General features: G+C 46.1%; 14 protein-coding genes. 1 reads left to right on the top strand and 13 read right to left on the bottom strand.

What is annotated here, in order from left to right; all coding sequences use genetic code 11:
* Positions 1 to 148 precede the first annotated feature (148 nt).
* From VNE01S_RS14595 to sixA, 13 genes are all read right to left on the bottom strand, one after another.
* Complete coding sequence (locus tag VNE01S_RS14595) at positions 149 to 643, bottom strand: DUF2802 domain-containing protein (protein ID WP_053393734.1); 495 nt, start codon at positions 641 to 643, stop codon at positions 149 to 151.
* Positions 643 to 1137, bottom strand: a complete 495-nt coding sequence (locus tag VNE01S_RS14590) for a chemotaxis protein CheW (protein ID WP_053393733.1) — start codon at positions 1135 to 1137, stop codon at positions 643 to 645. Before VNE01S_RS14590 ends, VNE01S_RS14595 begins: the two co-directional genes overlap by 1 nt.
* A gap of 37 nt (positions 1138 to 1174) precedes the next feature.
* Positions 1175 to 2215, bottom strand: coding sequence for a chemotaxis protein CheW (locus VNE01S_RS14585; RefSeq protein ID WP_061781651.1), 1041 nt, complete (start codon positions 2213 to 2215; stop codon positions 1175 to 1177).
* Complete coding sequence (locus tag VNE01S_RS14580; RefSeq protein WP_053397050.1) at positions 2208 to 2984, bottom strand: ParA family protein; 777 nt, start codon at positions 2982 to 2984, stop codon at positions 2208 to 2210. The genes VNE01S_RS14585 and VNE01S_RS14580 overlap by 8 nt, the downstream gene beginning before the upstream one ends.
* Positions 2985 to 2993: 9 nt before the next feature.
* Complete coding sequence (locus VNE01S_RS14575; RefSeq protein WP_053397049.1) at positions 2994 to 4130, bottom strand: protein-glutamate methylesterase/protein-glutamine glutaminase; 1137 nt, start codon at positions 4128 to 4130, stop codon at positions 2994 to 2996.
* 24 nt (positions 4131 to 4154) lie between these two features.
* The gene (locus VNE01S_RS14570; protein WP_053397048.1) at positions 4155 to 6338 is read right to left on the bottom strand and encodes a chemotaxis protein CheA; all 2184 of its coding nucleotides are present in this window, start codon (positions 6336 to 6338) and stop codon (positions 4155 to 4157) included.
* A 9-nt stretch (positions 6339 to 6347) separates the two neighbouring features.
* Positions 6348 to 7067: a protein phosphatase CheZ gene (locus VNE01S_RS14565; RefSeq protein ID WP_053397047.1), complete on the bottom strand. Its 720-nt coding sequence runs from the start codon at positions 7065 to 7067 to the stop codon at positions 6348 to 6350.
* Positions 7068 to 7100: 33 nt separating this feature from the next.
* Entirely contained in the window at positions 7101 to 7469 is a 369-nt protein-coding gene (gene cheY / locus VNE01S_RS14560) for a chemotaxis response regulator CheY (RefSeq protein ID WP_053397053.1), read from the bottom strand.
* A gap of 43 nt (positions 7470 to 7512) precedes the next feature.
* A complete protein-coding gene (locus VNE01S_RS14555) occupies positions 7513 to 8247 on the bottom strand; it encodes an RNA polymerase sigma factor FliA (protein WP_053397046.1) in 735 nt (244 codons plus the stop codon).
* Complete coding sequence (locus VNE01S_RS14550; RefSeq protein ID WP_053397052.1) at positions 8240 to 9127, bottom strand: MinD/ParA family protein; 888 nt, start codon at positions 9125 to 9127, stop codon at positions 8240 to 8242. The genes VNE01S_RS14555 and VNE01S_RS14550 overlap by 8 nt, the downstream gene beginning before the upstream one ends.
* 13 nt (positions 9128 to 9140) lie before the next feature.
* Positions 9141 to 10613 carry a flagellar biosynthesis GTPase FlhF gene (gene flhF / locus VNE01S_RS14545; RefSeq protein WP_053397045.1) on the bottom strand — a complete coding sequence of 491 codons (1473 nt, stop codon included), beginning with the start codon at positions 10611 to 10613 and terminating at the stop codon, positions 9141 to 9143.
* A 29-nt stretch (positions 10614 to 10642) separates the two neighbouring features.
* On the bottom strand, positions 10643 to 12730 hold the full coding sequence (gene flhA / locus VNE01S_RS14540; protein WP_061781650.1) for a flagellar biosynthesis protein FlhA: 2088 nt from the start codon (positions 12728 to 12730) through the stop codon (positions 10643 to 10645).
* Positions 12731 to 12911: 181 nt separating this feature from the next.
* A complete protein-coding gene (sixA, locus tag VNE01S_RS14535) occupies positions 12912 to 13376 on the bottom strand; it encodes a phosphohistidine phosphatase SixA (RefSeq protein WP_053397043.1) in 465 nt (154 codons plus the stop codon).
* A gap of 289 nt (positions 13377 to 13665) precedes the next feature.
* On the opposite strand from sixA, the gene VNE01S_RS14530 reads away from it, so the two are divergent.
* Positions 13666 to 16440, top strand: coding sequence for an insulinase family protein (locus VNE01S_RS14530; protein WP_053397042.1), 2775 nt, complete (start codon positions 13666 to 13668; stop codon positions 16438 to 16440).
* The last annotated feature ends 49 nt before the right edge of the window (positions 16441 to 16489 follow it).

Below are 16489 nucleotides of genomic sequence, written 5' to 3'. Positions count from 1 at the left end.
TTTTCGGCACAACACAGCTATAGACCTATACGAATCACGAAACTGCGTAAGAATCTGTTAACAATTATGCACATGGCGACTTATCTAGCCCTAAATGGCTACAACTTGATACAAAAAAGGTGCCCTAAGGCACCTTTATAAAAGTTAATTATCGTCTGACACGTCTTTGTCGAGCCAGAGATTTCTGATTATCTGGATTGCTTTCAAGCGGTGGGATTTTTTCTTTTCCAGTGATCTTTTTCTGTAAGGACATCATTAATTCAGCTTCCGCTTTAGGAAGCTCACACTCTTCAATGAGTTCATTAAGATCTGCCCCTAACTGCACCATTTTACTGGCTCTGGAATACAAACGACCATCATTGTCTGTTTGCTCTAGCTCCGTAATCCTTTCATTCAGATGCTTGATAATGTCTTGCTGTTCACTGGCTCTTTGACCTAACCCTACGACAACTGAACGGACTTCAAGCAACTGCTTATTTGCTTTCTGTAACTCTTTGTCCAAGCTGCGGTTCTGCTGTCGAAGCTGTTCAAAAGCTTTCGCCTGCCCGTGTTTCAAGCGAATGAACGCAAGAACAAACAAACCAACAACAAAGGCTAACGACCCAAAAAGAATTGGGTCATCAGTGATCCAACTAAAATCCATTATAGGTGAGCCATCTCATCCCATTCGTCATCTGTTAGTAGTTTATTCAGATCAACCAAAATAAGCAGTTTACCATCACGGTTGCTCACGCCTTGAATAAACTTCGCGCTTTCATCTGTACCAACACTTGGAGTGGTATCGATTTGAGATGAGCGTAGATAAACCACTTCTGCAACGCTGTCTACCAGAATACCAATAACTTGATGCTCTGACTCAATCACAATAATACGTGTATTGTCAGTAGTTTCGCCATCAATCAAACCAAAGCGTGAACGCGTATCGATAACGGTCACGACATTGCCACGTAGGTTAATAATACCAAGTACGTAATCTGGAGCTCCTGGTACTGGAGCGATTTCAGTGTAACGTAGAACCTCACGTACTTGCATAACATTGATGCCGTAAGTTTCTTCTTCTAGTTGGAACGTCACCCACTGAAGCACTTCGTCATTAGACTGATCTTTTCTTACTTCTACTTCATTAGTTTGAGACATACCTAATCCTCTCTAAGCCTAAATCGGCATAAATGTTCTAATTGTTTAGTGCTTTGACATCAAGCCCTGCATCAAGCATCGAGATTAACGCATCAACATGGATCAACGCACACATTTTTTCTTTGACCATACCAGCAAGCCACGGACGTTTTCCCGCCGTTTCTCGCCAGCGAACCATTTCGGGTTGTAGAGACTCCGTCCCCATTAATTGAGTAGAGGCTAATCCCCACATGCTTTCACCAAGCATCACAATATACTGGTAAGCTTCTTTATATGTATCATCTTGCAACTTTTCAGGCATTACCCATTTAGCTGTATCAACAACGTCTAACTGGGCTTCACGACTACTTTGCAAGCCTAAATACCAAGCTGGCCGACCAATTAAGTGGCTCAGTTCAGATATTCTGTGGATACCACCTAATTCATCAAGAGGCACTGCAAAGGTCACGCCGTTTACATCAAAATAAAGCACCTGAAACTGCACGTCGCGCGCGCGCGATTGCCATGCTTCACTTTCGTTGCTGCCCGCTAGAGTTTCTGGCGAGGCCTCAATGTCAATGTCCTCAACTGCTTGAGGCTCACTACTCACCACTTCCTGCTCAATCTTCGGTTCAGCGGTGATTGTTTCATTAACTACTGGAGCAGGTTCAACCTCCCACTCTTGTATTTCTTCCGTAACCTGCTTTAGCTTTGCCTGAGCAATGGTTTCAGTGTTCTGCTGAAGCACATGATCAATATCTAAATCATCGACTGGGTTACTTGATTCCAGCTGCTTTAGCAAGCGCTCCACATCTTCGAGATTGGGCACATCCACATCAGCAACTGGCATTGTATAATCCGTAAGATCAGCAATGCGCTCTGGCTCTGGCTCTGGCTCTGGCTCTGGCTCTGGCTCTGGCTCTGGCTCTGGCTCTGGCTCTGGCTCTGGCTCTGGCTCTGGCTCTGGCTCTCCAGCGATTGTTTCATTCGAGTCTGAAACTACAACCAGTTTCTGCTCTTGCTCCACGCTGTCTTCTAGCAACGCTGAAAAATAATCATCTAATGCTTGCTCACTAGAAAGTGTCGACTGGCTACGCATCAATCGCTAACCTCTCTAGGTAAATCAACAATTGCTTGTATGCAAACACACCTCGACTGCCTGTTGCAAAATGTGAGACAGGTAGATGCTTTAAACTGGCATCACGGAACTTCGTATCGATTGGCACAGCAGAAGACCACACTTGATCAGGGTAGTCTTTCTTTAATTGTTGTAAGGTCTGCAACGATGCACGCGTTCTTTTATCATACATCGTTGGAACAATCGTAACGCTAAAAGACTGACCACGAGACTTCTGCATAATGGCGAGTGTACGCACCATGCGCTCTAGACCTTTCATGGCTAAAAACTCAGTTTGCACTGGAATTAATATGCGGTCACTTGCTGCAAGCGCATTGACCATCATCACGCCTAGAATTGGCGGACAATCGATGAGCACATAATCATAACGGTGCTTCAGTGCCGCTAAAGCACGTTTCAAAATGAGCCCCATACCGCTTCGGTTACCCATTACTCGATCAAGGGTAGCCAAAGACATATGCGCAGGAATAATATCTATTCCTTCAATATCAGAATGTATCACCAACGGCATAACACTCTGTTCTGTAAATTCTTTTAGCTGAAACAGGTCAAACAAACTCGCAGGTACACCGTCTGAGTCATAGCCAAGATAGGTAGTCAGTGAAGCATGCGGGTCCGTATCAACAAGCAAGACACGTTTGCCCTGTTTACTGAGTAAGCCAGCAAGGGTAATCGTCGTTGTGGTTTTGCCAACACCACCTTTCTGGTTGGCTATGCTCCATACAATCATGAAAGACCTCTATGCCAACCCGACTTCGACCAAGATCCGATCCGCTATTCGATCAAGGGGCAAATCCTCTGTAGATATCCCTGCTTTAGCAACCGCTTGAGGCATACCATATACAACGCAGCTGTCTTCATCCTGAGCCCAAATGGTTGAACCTGCATTTTTTAGCATTCTGGCACCTTCACGGCCATCCGCTCCCATGCCCGTCAACACCATGGATAGCACTTGATCTGAATACACTTTCGCAGCACTACCAAACGTCACATCAACGCAAGGTTTGTAGTTCATACGATCGCCACCGTCTAGGATGCGTAATTTTGCAGCCCCGGGACGACCTTCGATCATCATTTGCTTACCACCTGGCGCGAGGTATGCCACTCCTGGTCTCAATGCGTCGCCGTCCGCGGCTTCTTTTACTTGAATACGACATAGCGAATTAAGTCGACTCGCAAATGCCGCAGTAAACGTCGCTGGCATGTGCTGAATCAAAACAATCGGATGCGGATAATTAGGCGGTAATTTAGTCAGTATTTTCTGCAAGGCTACTGGCCCACCAGTCGATGTGCCGATCGCGGTTAGCTGATATTTTTTCCCCGACGCTCTAAAACGCGCAGGCGGCGCTGAATGATTGGCAGTTGGGCTCGTTGCCGTTCTGGACTGAAGAGAAGTTCGTCTAGCAGGCGTCGATGTGCTTGATGCTGTAACCTGCGTTCTTACAGGTGCTGCTGGCCTTGCTCGACGCATAAATGCACGTCGAGAAGCTATCTGAATAACTCGTTGTTGTAGCAGAGTTACCGCTTCATCTCGATTTCGTGCAATATCTTCAAACTTCTTCGGTAAGAAATCGAGAGCTCCCGCTTCCAATGCATCAAGAGTCGCTTTCGCGCCATCATGAGTTAGCGATGAAAACATCAAAATTGGGACTGGACATTTTGCCATGATTTCACGGACGGCTGTTATACCGTCCATCACTGGCATTTCAATATCCATGGTAATAACGTCTGGTTTTATACTGTTCGCTTTTTCAACGGCTTCTTTGCCGTTTGTCGCAACATCCACAACCTCTAAGCGAGCTTCAGAGTTAATAATTTCGCTTACGCGGCGGCGGAAAAAACTCGAATCGTCTACCACCAATACTTTAATCGCCATATCTTTCCTTCTACACCCTGCGATTTAGATTCGAGAAGCAGCAGCATACTGCTTAAGTAAATCAGGCACATCCAAAATAAGAGCAATATGACCGTCACTTGTGATTGTCGCCCCGGCCATGCCAGGAGTACCTTGTAGCAAGTGATCCAGCGGTTTAATGACCACTTCTTCCTGACCAATCAAAGTATCCACAACAAAACCAACTCGCTGGCTACCCAGTTGCACAATGACAACATGACCGTGGCCAGTACGTTGCTCTGCCCTACCTGTGTGAGGCGCAAGCCAATTTTGCAGATAGAATAATGGAATCGACTTGTCACGAACGATAATCGTTAACTGACCATCAACGACATTGGTACGACTGAGATCCAAATGGAAAATCTCATTCACACTTGCAAGTGGTAACGCGAACGGATGACCTGCAACCCCCACCATCAAGGTAGGAAGAATCGCAAGCGTTAAAGGAACCTTAATCGTGATCTTCGTACCTTTGCCCATTTCTGAGTCGATATCGATCGAGCCGTTCAGTGTGTTTATGGCCGTCTTAACAACGTCCATCCCTACACCACGACCTGAAATATCAGAGATTTTCTCCTTACTGGAGAAACCTGGCATAAAGATAAGGTTAAAACACTCTTTATTGGTTAGGCGAGATGCCGCGTCTTCATCCATAAGGCCGCGTTTTACTGCGATACCACGGAGCTTATCAGGATCCATACCACTACCATCATCAACGATAGCCAGTTCAATATGATCCCCTTCCTGAGATGCAGAAAGGATCACTTTACCTGTTCTTGCTTTACCTGCAGCCACACGAGCGTCTGGCATTTCAATACCGTGATCGACAGAGTTGCGTACCAAGTGAATCAAAGGATCAGCCAAAGCCTCAACCAAGTTCTTATCCAGATCCGTCTCTTCACCACGCATTTCTAATGTGATGTCTTTCTTTAATGTACGTGCTAGATCGCGAACAACACGTGGAAAACGGCCAAATACTTTCTTAATCGGTTGCATGCGCGTTTTCATAACAGCGCCTTGCAAGTCGGCTGTTACGACATCAAGGTTGGCAACCGCTTTGGACATTTCCTCATCGGCACTGTTCAGCCCAAGGCTCAATAAACGGTTACGTACCAATACAAGCTCACCGACCATATTCATAATGGTATCCAGCGTCGAAGTATCAACACGTACCGTTGCTTCAGCTTGAGGTTTTTTCGCTTGCGCAGCCTCTTTCTTAGCAGCCGCTGTCGGCTGTGCTTTCTCCGCAGGTTTAGGAGCTGTGTGAGCGGGTTCTACAGCAGGAGATGTCTCAGCTTTTGGGTTTGCAGCAACAGGTTTAGTTGCTAACTCTAGCTCTTCCACTGAAGGCCCTTTGCCTGCGCCGTGCAGCTCATCTAATAGCTTTTCAAACTCTGCATCAGTCATTAAGTCGTCATCACCCACTGCATCGTTCGACACCGAAGGCTCTGGTGGTGGAGAGGTTGGTGCGATATTCGAAGATTCACCCGGAGCTTTACCAACGCCATGTAACTCGTCTAACAACTTTTCAAACTCATCATCGGTAATATCGCCAGTAGCTTCACTACTAGGCTGGCTTTCTTCAACCGGAGCTGGTGCCGAGGACGCATTACCTGGAGCGCTGCCTTTTCCGTGCAGTTCATCCAGTAGCTTTTCAAACTCATCTTGCGTGATCTCGTCAATAGAATTTGCAGACACATTGTTTACAGGCTCTGGGGCAACGACTGGTTCCTCAACCTTTGGCGCCTCAACCTCAGGTTGTTCATCCTGAGGTTCGGTCACATCTTGCTCATCTTCAGAAGCAGGCTTACTTAGACGATGTAATTCATCCAACAATGACTGTTCAGCAGGGATCAATGGTTCACGATCTTGGACGGCTTGGAACTGTTCGTTTACCGTATCCAAAGCTCTTAACATGGTATCCATTAAACTCGCATTCACCTGGCGCTGGCCGTTGCGAAGCGTGTCAAACACGTTTTCAGCACCATGACATGTATCCACCAGCTCAGCGAGCGACAGGAAGCCAGCCCCACCTTTTACAGTGTGGAAACCACGGAAAATAGCGTTTAATAAATCTTTGTCTTCTGGATTGTTCTCTAGCTCGACCAACTGCTCCGAGAGAAGCTCCAGTATTTCACCAGCTTCAACCAAAAAGTCCTGAAGGATATCTTCGTCTAAATCGTAGCTCATATATTACCTCTAAAACCCAAGACTCGAGAGCAAGTCGTCAACTTCGTCTTGTGATGAAACAGCATCATCCCTTTCACGAGGATTGAGTATTGGACCCTCTGGGTCACTCGATGCTTTTTTCTTGTTATCTGTGCTGTTTTCTAACTGTCCGTTGCCAAATGCAGTCAGTATTTCTACTAATCTGCCTTCAACTTCGTTTACCAAAGTAATCACTCGGCGAATAATCTGACCAGTCAAATCTTGAAAGTCTTGAGCCATCAGAATCTCGGTTAGTTGCCCTCGTAATTCTGAGCTATTGCCCTCTACCTGACCTAGCAGATCGTCAATGCGATGACACAATGCTTTAAACTCTGCTAGATCGATTCTTCCATGCATCAGTTCATTCCATTGAGGACGCACTTGGAGTAGACCTTCATGTAAGTTGTCTGCTATTGGCATACAGCGATCAACTGCATCCATCGTTTTATTTGCAGCAACCTCAGTCTTGTCAATGACGTACTGAAGGCGATCCCTTGCATCCGGGATTTCGTCATTGGCGATTTCGCTCATTCGAGCGTCCGTACTGAACTGATTAATGGCTTCGTGGAGGTCTCGAGTCAACTCCCCTATTTCTTGTAAAACAGGTGTCGATGTTCGTTCATATAGGTCTTTAACAAGTACGTTAGCTTCTTGCTGTTGACCGTTTTCTAATAGCTCTACGAGTTGTTTCGCCTGATCTAATGAAATCATTCTGATTTGGCCTTTGCACCGTGAGTTATTGACTTATAGACGTTCGAAAATCTTATCTAGTTTTTCTTTCAGCGTAGCCGCTGTAAATGGCTTAACAATGTAACCATTGACACCTGCTTGTGCCGCTTCGATGATTTGCTCGCGCTTTGCTTCCGCTGTAATCATCAGTACTGGCAGGTGTTTTAATTGATCGTCTGAACGAATATGTCTAAGAAGGTCGATACCTTGCATGCCTGGCATATTCCAGTCGGTTACAACAAAGTCGAACTCACCTTTCTTTAACATTGGCAACGCCGTTAAACCATCGTCGGCTTCTTGGGTGTTATTAAAACCCAAGTCGCGAAGCAGGTTTTTAACAATACGGCGCATTGTTGAAAAGTCATCAACAATAAGGATCTTCATGTTTTTATTCAAAATTGCCTCCACTGAGTTCGATATCAGTGTTTTACTCATTGTTTGTCCACACACTTAACTTTGTGCGTAAACGTTGCATAGATTGGCTAAGTATCTGACTAACGCGTGACTCGCTTACCCCGATAACTTCACCGATTTCTTTTAAGTTTAACTCTTCGTCATAGTAAAGCGAAAGTACTAGAGCTTCTCGCTCTGGTAAAGATTCTATTGATTCAATCAATGCTTTACGGAAAGATTCATCAGCCACACCTTGGAAAGGCGTGTTTGCTTCATCATTATCTTCAGGGCTTATCACATCTTCAGAAACACCAAGGTCTTCTATTCCGACCAAGCGCGAACAGTTGATGTCTGTCAGTGCCGAGTGATACTGATCTAATGTAGTACCTAAGTACTGGGCGACTTCTGCATCTGTTGGGTCTCGATTAAGCTGACCTTCAAGCTCAGAAATCGCTTGGTTAATCTCGCGATTCTGTTTATGCACAGAACGTGGAACCCAGTCTCCCCGACGGATATCATCCAGCATTGCACCACGAATGCGGATACCAGCGTACGTTTCGAAACTTGCGCCTTTACTGCCATCGTAGTTTTTCTGCGCTTCAAGCAAGCCAATCATACCCGCTTGAATAAGGTCTTCTACCTGAACACTCGGAGGCAAACGCCCAAGCAAATGATGAGCAATACGCTTCACAAGCACCGAGTACTTTTCTAAAAAAGCTCGTTGACTGTTCTGGTTTGCGTACTGGTCATAGGTCAGCGCCTTATTCACCAAATGGTTCCTCTAGCGGTTCAGTTCTGTTCAGTAGCCGTTCGACAAAAAACTCAAGATGTCCACTTGGTGTGTTTGGTATTGGCCAAGTGAGTGCTTTATTTGCTAATGAGCCAATCGCTAAAGCGGCCGGTGAGCGAGGGAAAGCATCCACAACGATCTTCTGTTTCTTTACTGCTTGTCGAACTTTATCATCTAATGGGATACATGCTACGAGCTCAAGGCTCACATTCAAGAATCGCTCTGTGACCAACGTCAACTTTGCGAATAATTCTCGACCTTCACGATAACTTCTCACCATATTCGCGACGATTTTAAAGCGCTGAACATGGTGGTCTTTACTCAGTAGTTTAATCAATGCGTACGCATCAGTTATTGATGTAGGTTCATCACAGACCACAACAACAACATCTTGTGCGGCACGCGAGAAGCTCACCACCATGTCTGAGATACCCGCTGCGGTATCAATCAGCAACACGTCCATTTCGTCTTCAAGGCTGCCAAAAGCACGAATAAGTCCGATGTGTTGAGCATGTGATAATTCAGTCATTGACTGAGTACCTGACGTTGCCGGAATGATTTTTATGCCATGAGGGCCTTCGACAATGGCGTCTTTTAATTCACACTCACCAGCGAGCACATGCCCTAGATTACGTTTAGGTCTTATCCCGAGCATCACATCAACGTTGGCGAGACCTAAGTCTGCATCAAGCACCATAACTTTTTTGCCCTGGCGCGCCATACTAATCGCCATGCCTAATGTTACGTTGGATTTACCCACGCCACCTTTGCCGCCAGTAACAGAGATAACCTTAGTTAGAGAAGGTTTTGTTAAGCGGCGCAGACCGCTTGCTTGGTCTTGTATCATATTATTTGTCATCATCGTCCGCCGCCTAGAACTTTTCCACTTCACTGTTCCAGTAATGAGGCTCATCGTCTGTAGACTTCTCAAGTAATTCGTTTGCTTTGGCTACCATGTATTTAGGCTGCGCAATCACAATGTCTTCAGGAACACGCTGTCCATTCGCGATATACGCAACAGGCAGTGCATTCTGAACCACCACGCTTACAAATTCACCGAGACTCAATGACTCATCTAGCTTTGTCATAATGCATCCCGAAAGCGGGATGCGTTTAAAGTGATCAATGGTTTCCTGCAGTACTTTTCGTTGGGCTGTTGCAGGAAGCACAAGGTAGCTGTGAATCAACTCACCGCTTTCGTGCATTAAGGTATCCAGTTGCTCTGATAATCTGACATCTCGTTGCCCCATTCCTGCCGTGTCTACTAATATCAGGCGACGATTTCGCAACTGGTAGATTACATCGGCCAACTCTTTAGAATCTTTAGCAACTTTTACCGGGCAGCCCATAATACGTCCATAAATGGCCAGTTGTTCATGTGCGCCAATACGGTAGGTATCCGTTGTTACTAAAGCCACGTTGTCTGACCCCCATTCCATCGCAGCACGCGCGGCTAGCTTAGCAACGGTTGTCGTTTTACCAACGCCAGTCGGACCAAGTAGCGCAACCACGCCACCACGCTTTAAAATATCTTGTTTAGAAATAGGGATTTGATCCGACACTAACCCTAAAAGCGCTTTCCAGGCTTTGGTGGGTGGCGTATCTTCAGGTATGTAACAAGCAAGCTGATCGGCCAAATCTGACGAGACACCCATTCGTTCTAGGCGCTTAATTAACATCGCTCGTAGAGGCTCACGTCGCTCGACTTCCTGCCACATAAGACCAGAGACCTGATGCTCAAGTAGACGTCTTATCGACATCATCTCTTCTTTCATGTCTTCCAAGTCTTCACTGGATAGCGCCGCTTCATTTTGGCGCCCTCGCTCGAATCGCGTTGGGTCCAAACGGGCTTCAGGTCGCTCAATTCTTCGGTCTTCAGAGATCAAACGTGCCAGTGGAGAGTCTTCTTTGACCTGCACATTGTCCGAATTCGAACGAGATGATTGACGTTGAAGCAATGCAGACAACGAGTCTGACATTTCTTCTTCCCGCTCATCTTGCTCTGGTTTGCTTGTGCTGTATTGCTTTAGCATGCTCGCAAACCGTTTGGTCATTGAGCGGCCAGAATCAGCATGGGTCTGCAAAGTCACTCGGTCATCGTCAAGTTCGCGTTTTGACGGCGTAGGCAAGGAGGCTGGAGCTTGGCGAGGCGTATGGCGAGGATTTGAGCCATATCCATTTGTTGCCGAACTATTGGTTGCGCCTTCACTATCCGTAGCGGCCACTATTTCAACACCACCTGCGACTTTTTTATTCGACATGATCACCGCATCCTCACCCAACTCCCCTTTTACTTGGAGCAGTGCAGAACGCATGTCTTTGGCAAAAAATCGTTTAATCTTCAATTTGGATACCGTTTCATTTCACACTGTTCCTAGTTACCAACTGCTTGAACAATGCGAATTTGTTTTTCGTCTGGGATTTCTTGGTAAGAGAGAACTCGCAATGATGGAATCGTATTTTTGACAAACTTAGCCAAGGTTGAGCGTAAGACACCCGAAGTCAGCAGCACTGCTGGCTCCCCTTTAAGCTCTTGCTCTTGGGTTGCTTGGCTCAATGAGGACTGCAGTCTTTCTGCTAATCCAGGCTCAATGCCGGCCGACTCTCCACCTGATGCCTGCATAGTTTGATGCAATATTTGTTCCAGCTCAGGGATAAGTGTAATTACAGGCAGTTCTGGCTCTATACCATTGATTTCTTGGACAATTAATCGTCTTAGTGAGATACGCACTGCCGCAGTAAGAATGTCAGGTTCTTGACTCTTACTTGAGTATTCGGCCAAGGTTTGAACAATCGTACGGATATCTCGAATCGGAACGGCTTCATTAAGTAAATTTTGCAGTACTTTAACCACAACCCCAAGTTGCAGCTGATCGGGAACGAAGCTCTCCACCAGCTTCGGTGCACTTCTGCCCAGCATTTCCAGCAAGTTTTGAACCTCTTCATGACCAATAAGCTGAGATGCATTATTCGTAAGAAGTTGGCTCAAATGCGTCGCGAGTACGGTTGATGAGTCAACAACGGTATAGCCTAGCGCTTGCGCATGCTCTCTTTGTTCTTCACGAATCCAAACCGCTTCCAAGCCGAAAGCTGGGTCTATGGTCGGCTCGCCATCGATCATTCCGTAGACCTGGCCCGGGTTAATTGCTAACTCCATATCAGGGCGAATTTCAGCTTCTCCCACAGCAACTCCCATCAAGGTAATTCGGTAGCTGTTGGGCGTCAGTTCAAGGTTGTCACGTATGTGAACCGCGGGGATCAGGAAGCCAAAGTCTTGCGATAACTTTTTACGCACACCTTTTACTCGTTCAAGTAACTCACCGCCTTGATCTTTATCAACCAATGGAATCAACCGATACCCGACCTCTAAACCAATAATATCAACAGGTTGGACATCATCCCATGATAGCTCTTTTGGTGTAGGTGCTTCTGACTCGCTAGTCGCTGGCAAATTCGGCTTTTCTGCCTGTATTTTCTGCTTACGTTGAATCCAATACGCCCAGCCGCCAGCCATCGCTGCCAACAGTAAGAAAGCAAAGTGCGGCATGCCCGGCACAATCCCCATAACACCTAAGATACTTGCTGTAATCATCAGTGCTTTGGGGTTGTCGAACATCTGGAAGACAAGTTGCTGCCCCATGTCTTCGTCAGCATTTTGACGAGTCACCATGATTGCAGCACCAATAGAGAGTAACAGTGACGGGATCTGAGCCACAAGGCCATCACCAATGGTTAATAGCGTGTAGATTTGAATCGCTTCACCAAACCCAAGTTCATACTGGGCCATGCCGATGGACAAGCCACCGATGATGTTAATGAACAGGATCAAAATACCGGCAATCGCATCGCCTTTAACGAACTTTGAAGCACCATCCATCGAACCGTAAAAGTCCGCTTCTTTAGTCACCTCTTGTCGGCGTGTTCTCGCTTGCTCTTGGTCTATAAGCCCAGCATTTAAGTCCGCATCAATCGCCATCTGTTTGCCTGGCAACGCATTAAAGCGAGCACTGACTTCCGAGATGCGCCCTGCACCTTTGGTAACAACCATGAAGTTAATGATCATTAAGATCAGGAACACCACTAAACCAACTGCATAGTTACCGCCTATCACCACGTTACCAAATGCGGCGATAACACTACCTGCGGCTTCTGGTCCTTCGTGACCGTATAGTAATACCACACGGGTGGATGCGACGTTCAAGGCCAAGCGCAACAGGGTTGCTATTAATAGAACCGTCGGAAAAGCTGCAAAATCTAAAGGTCTGCGCGTGTATACCGTAACCAGCAATACAACCATTGCTAATGCGATATTGAAGGTAAAAAACAGATCAAGCAAAAATGCTGGGATAGGTAATACCACCATGGCCAACGTAGCCAAAACCATGATTGGTGCACCAATCGCAGGCATAGCTCGCTGTGGTATGGGGGGTAACTTATCTGCGAACGGCAAAGATAACTTCATAGATGAGCAGCAATAATTGTCTATATAAAGAGGGAATTAGCGGAACATGCAATATCCAGTCCAGTCGACATGTCAAATAAATGACTCGCCATAAAGACTGCAGCAAGAAGAGAGGTTATGGCATCTACCAGACTCTCCCTACGTGCCCGCTTTCTTATCAATGTTAAAGTAAAGCCACGTTTTATGGCTGAATGTTAAATACGATCTCACCACTGCGCTTCTCAGAGCAGTAGTCAATGCAAATTAGGCCTGATGTTGGAAACATAGGAGGCACCATATCTGGCACAAATTCGGACACCAAGTACCCCACTAACGGTAAATGCGAAACCAATAAAACAGATTCGAGTTTTTCTATATCAACCAACGCACTCACGTACTCGGCCACTTGCTCTGAATCCCCATAGGGCGTGATATCCGGGCTGACTTCAATTTGTTTAGCTTCAAACTCTGTCGCGATTTCCTGCCATGTTTGTTGAGCGCGGATATAAGGGCTAATAAGCACCTTATCAAAGCACTGATAACCTTGTTCAACGCAAGCTTTAGCAACAGCAGCGGAGGCACTGCGCCCCCGTTCGGTCAATGCTCGCTCTGCATCACTCTGCGCAAAGTGCTCTGCTTCCCCGTGACGCATAATAAATATTTTCATTGCTTCATCCTAAACTAGATCTGGAAATGGTTAATTTGGAGACCACTTGCTCTTATTATGTTTTGACATCAATGCTGAAACGCTGTGTATCATTTTGATCTCTCTAAAGGTGATTATACCAAGTCAGTTGCGAAAGACTCCGGCGCTTTATCACTGTTTAGCAAAAATCCTTTCCTTTAACTTGGAAGTATTTTGGTTAGATTTCTCAATCAGATAGTTGCACACGCTGCTATCCGAGTCATAATTATAAAAAACTCATCCCACACTTTATCAGACCGGAGAGAGTCTCGTGCATATTAGCCCTAATGACACCAACCTGTACCGTTACCTTACCCTTAACAACGGAATTAGGGTTTTGCTCATCCATGATGCCAGCGCGCAGAAATCCGCCGCAGCACTTGCCGTTAATGTCGGCCACTTCGATGATCCCTCAGATAGAGAAGGCTTGGCACACTACCTGGAGCATATGTTGTTTCTAGGGACAGAAAAGTATCCGAAAGTAGGAGAGTTTCAAAGCTATATCAGCCAACATGGTGGGGCAAATAACGCTTGGACTGGAACCGAGCACACCTGTTTCTTTTTTGATGTCACACCCAACGCATTTCATCCAGCACTTGATCGCTTTAGCCAGTTTTTTAGCGCCCCTCTCTTTAACCCCGAAGCGCTCGATAAAGAACGCCAGGCCGTCGACTCAGAATACAAACTTAAACTCAATGATGATTCAAGACGCCTTTACCAAGTTCACAAAGAAATCGTCAATCAAGAACACCCATTCAGTCAATTCTCAGTAGGGAACCTTGAAACCCTCTGCGATAGACATGGCCAATCTATCCGTGATGAGATCATAGACTTCCACTATCAGCAATACTCGGCAGATTTGATGACGCTTACTCTGGTTGGGCCACAAACCCTGGACGATCAGGAAGCATGGTGCAAAGAGCTCTTCTCATCCATTCCCAACCACCAGCTCGCCGAAAAGTCTATCGATATTCCTTTCAGTGGTGATGAGTCTACGGGTGTACAGGTTACCGTCGAGCCTATCAAAGACATCCGAAAACTTATGCTTACCTTCCCTATGCCTGGGATGGATAAACATTATCGCATCAAACCGCTTTCCTACTTCGCGCATTTACTTGGCTATGAGGGAGAAGGCAGCTTAATGCTGTCGTTGAAAGAACAGGGTTGGATCACGTCGCTTTCTGCGGGGGGCGGCACCAGTGGAAGCAATTACCGAGAGTTTACGATCAGTTGCGCGTTAACGCCTTTAGGGCTTAAACATACCAATGAAATCGTTCAGGCTATTTTTAGCTTCATTGAATTAATTAAAACTCAAGGCTTGAATGAGTGGCGTTATCTAGAAAAAAAAGCGGTATTAGAATCTGTGTTTCGCTTTCAGGAACCAACTCGCCCGCTCGATCTTGCCAGCCATCTGGTGATTAACCTTCAGCACTATCAGCCAGAGGATGTGATCTATGGCGATTATGTGATGGATGGCTATGATCAAGAACTGCTTGAGTCACTTTTAAGCTATTTCACCATCGACAATTTGCGAACCACTCTGATCGCCAAAGACTTAACATACGATAAAACCGCGAAATGGTACTTCACCCCTTATTCCGTCACGCCATTTAGCCAACAACAACGCACCGAATTCAGCGCGCCATCTTTATTAGATTTTAGACTTCCGAATGAAAACCCTTTCATTTGCTACGACCTTGACCCACAACCACTGGAAGCTGAGCACAAAACTCCCGTAACCCTTGAAGAATTACCAGGCTTTCGGCTTTGGCACCTCCAAGACCATGAGTTCAACGTACCCAAAGGGGTTGTGTATGTCGCAATTGACAGCCCTAAAGCGGTAGCAACACCAAGAAACATCGTCAAAACCAGACTTTGTGTTGAGATGTTCCTCGACAGCTTAGAAAAAGACACCTACCAAGCAGAGATTGCAGGCATGGGTTACAACATGTACGCACATCAAGGCGGCGTGACCCTGACTATTTCGGGCTTTAGCAAGAAGCAACCAGAGTTAATGCGGATGATTTTGGAGCGTTTTGCCAAACGTGACTTCAGCCAACAGAGATTTGATACCATCAAACAGCAGCTTCTGCGTAACTGGAGAAATGCTTCTCAAGATCGACCTATTTCGCAACTTTTCAACTCACTCACTGGCATTTTACAGCCGAACAATCCACCTTATGCGGCCTTGGTCGAAGCATTAGAAACCATAAAAGTCGACGAGCTACCAAGCTTTGTTGAAGCCATCCTTTCTGAGTTACACGTGGAAATGTTCGTCTATGGGGATTGGACAAAGGAAGACGCTCTAGCACTGGGTACAACTTTAAAGGATGCGCTTCGAGTTCAAAATCAACAATATGAGGAGTCACTCCGCCCACTGATTATGCTCGGGAAAAATGGCAGCTTTCAGCGCGAAGTATTTTGTGACCAAGAAGACTCTGCCGTGGTGCTTTACTACCAATGTGATGACACCAGCCCAAGAAGCATAGCGCTCTATTCTTTAGCCAATCATCTGATGTCTGCGACATTTTTCCATGAAATACGGACTAAGCAGCAGCTCGGTTATATGGTGGGTACAGGGAATTTACCGTTAAATCGTCATCCAGGAATCGTACTTTATGTTCAGTCACCCAACGCCGCTCCTACAGACTTGGTGAGCTCGATTGATGAGTTCTTAAATGCGTTTTATATGGTACTGCTTGAGCTCAATGAGTATCAGTGGCATAGCAGCAAACGAGGATTGTGGAATCAAATTTCAACCCCAGATACCACACTAAGATCGCGGGCGCAGCGGATGTGGGTCGCCATTGGCAACAAAGATTACGAATTTAATCAGCGAGAAAAAGTGCTCGAAGAGCTCAAAGGCCTCGACCGTGCCGATATGATTCGTTTTGTCGTGAACGAGCTTAAGCCCAGAACCGCGAACCGGTTAATCATGCATTCGCAAGGCAACGCCCATCACGAAGCAGAAAAATTACATCTGGGGCTAGAAATAGGGTCAATTGAAGAGTTCCAACTAAGACCAAAAGATGTGGAACTTGGTTAAACCACGTTAGCGATTGGGGCTATTCCAATACGTAATAGCCCTCTAATGG

Source organism: Vibrio nereis NBRC 15637 (assembly GCF_001591105.1).
GTDB classification, from domain to species: Bacteria; Pseudomonadota; Gammaproteobacteria; order Enterobacterales; family Vibrionaceae; genus Vibrio; species Vibrio nereis.
The sequence above is the reverse complement of the archived record's forward strand: the minus strand, read 5'-3'. Positions and strand labels throughout refer to the sequence as shown.